A 1792-nucleotide genomic window follows, 5' to 3' on the forward strand; every position below is an offset into this window, starting at 1 on the left:
CCGCCGCCGACACCCGGGCGGCGGTGCGCGCCCTGGTCGCGGCCGGAGCCGACCTGCTGCTGTTCTGCGGCGGCGACGGCACCGCCCGCGACGTGCTGGACGCGCTCGGACCCGAGCCCCGGGTGCCGGTGCTCGGCATCCCCGCCGGGGTGAAGATGCACTCCGCCGTGTTCGCCGTCCACCCCCGGGCCGCCGCCGAGGTCGCGGCGGCCTGGGCGGCCGGCCGCGGCGTACGGCTGACGGCCGCCGAGGTGGTGGACCGGGACGAGGCCGCGCTGCGGGCCGGCCGGGTCTCCGCCCGGCTGTACGGGCGACTGACCGTCCCCGTGCTGCCCGCCCGGGTCCAGCAGCGCAAGACCGGCAGCTCCGGGCCCGACCCCGGAACACCGGCCGGCCTCGCCGCCGAGGTCGCCGAACGGGTCGGCCCCGGCGGACTGCTCCTCCTCGGGCCCGGCAGCACCACCTACGCGGTGGCCACCGCGCTCGGCGCGCCGGGCGCCAGCCTCACCGGCGTCGACCTGCTGCGGCTCGGCCCCGCGAGCGCCCTCGGCCCCGGCCACGCCGACGGCCTCGCCACCGCCGCCCGCCTCCTGATCCGCGACGCCCGGGCCGACCAGCTGCGCGCCCTGCCCACCACCCCCTGCATCGCCCTCTCCCCGATCGGCGGCCAGGGCTTCCTGCTCGGCCGCGGAAACCAGCAGCTCACCCCCGAACTGCTGCGCGCCGCGGGCCGGGAACGGCTGCTGGTGCTCGCCACCGAGGCGAAGCTCGCCGCCCTGGCGGGCCGCCCGCTGCTGCTGGACACCGGCGACCCCGACCTGGACGACGCCTTCTCCGGCCACGTCCGGGTGATCACCGGCCGCCGCTCCGGCGCCGTGTACCGCCTCTCCGCCTGACCCCCACCCCCAGAGGAGCTCCCCCATGATCGACCTGCACGGCAAGCGCGCGATCGTCACCGGCGCCGCCTCCGGCATCGGCCGGGCCACCGCCGCCCTGCTCGCCGAACTCGGCGCCGCCGTCGTCCTCCTGGACCTCGACGCCGAGCGCGGCGAACAGGCCGCCAAGGAGATCGGCGGCACCTTCGTCCGCTGCGACGTCTCCCGGCGCGCCGACTGCGAGCGGGCCGTCCGCACCGCCGTCGAGCAACACGGCGGCGTGGACGTGCTGTTCAACAACGCGGGCATCATCCGCCGCTCCACCGTCACCGAGATCAGCGACGAGGACTGGGACCTGGTGATGGCCGTCAACGTCCGCTCGATCATGCTGCTCAGCGGGCTGGTGGTGCCGCTGATGGCCGCGAGCGGCGGCGGCAGCATCGTCAACACCGGCTCCGGCTGGGGCATCAGGGGCGGCGGCCGGGCCGTCTCCTACTGCGCCTCCAAGGGCGCCGTGGTCAACATGACCCGGGCGATGGCCATCGACCACGGCCCGGACAACATCCGGGTCAACTGCGTCTGCCCGGGCGACACCGACACCGGCATGCTCGCCGAGGAGGCCCGCCAACTCGGCGAGAGCCCGGACGCCTTCTACACCGACGCCGCCGACCGCCCGCTCGGCCGGATCGGCCAACCCCGGGACATCGCGCAGACCGTCGCCTTCCTCGCCAGCGACGCCGCCGCCTTCGTCAGCGGCGCGGTCATCGCGGTGGACGGCGCCGGCACCGCCTGACCGCCTGACCGCCCGACCGCCCGCCAGGACCCGGTCCGGGCGCGAGAGCACCGACGGCCGGGCGCCCGACCGCTGGTGGCCGACCGCCCGGCCACCGGTGCCGGTCGCCCGGCCGGTACGCTAC

Annotated in this window: 2 protein-coding genes; both read left to right on the forward strand. The window is 77.2% G+C overall.

All coding sequences use genetic code 11. The features are described 5' to 3' along the window. The coding region (locus ACFU6K_RS38285) for an ATP-NAD kinase family protein (RefSeq protein ID WP_380671174.1) at positions 1–896 on the forward strand (896 nt) is incomplete at its 5' end. A gap of 25 nt (positions 897–921) precedes the next feature. Next, positions 922–1668 (forward strand): SDR family NAD(P)-dependent oxidoreductase, encoded by a 747-nt coding sequence (locus ACFU6K_RS38290; protein ID WP_380671176.1) that lies wholly within the window; start codon positions 922–924, stop codon positions 1666–1668. Positions 1669–1792: the final 124 nt, after the last annotated feature.

It is taken from the genome of Kitasatospora sp. NPDC057512 (assembly GCF_042802135.1).
Lineage (GTDB): Bacteria > Actinomycetota > Actinomycetes > Streptomycetales > Streptomycetaceae > Kitasatospora.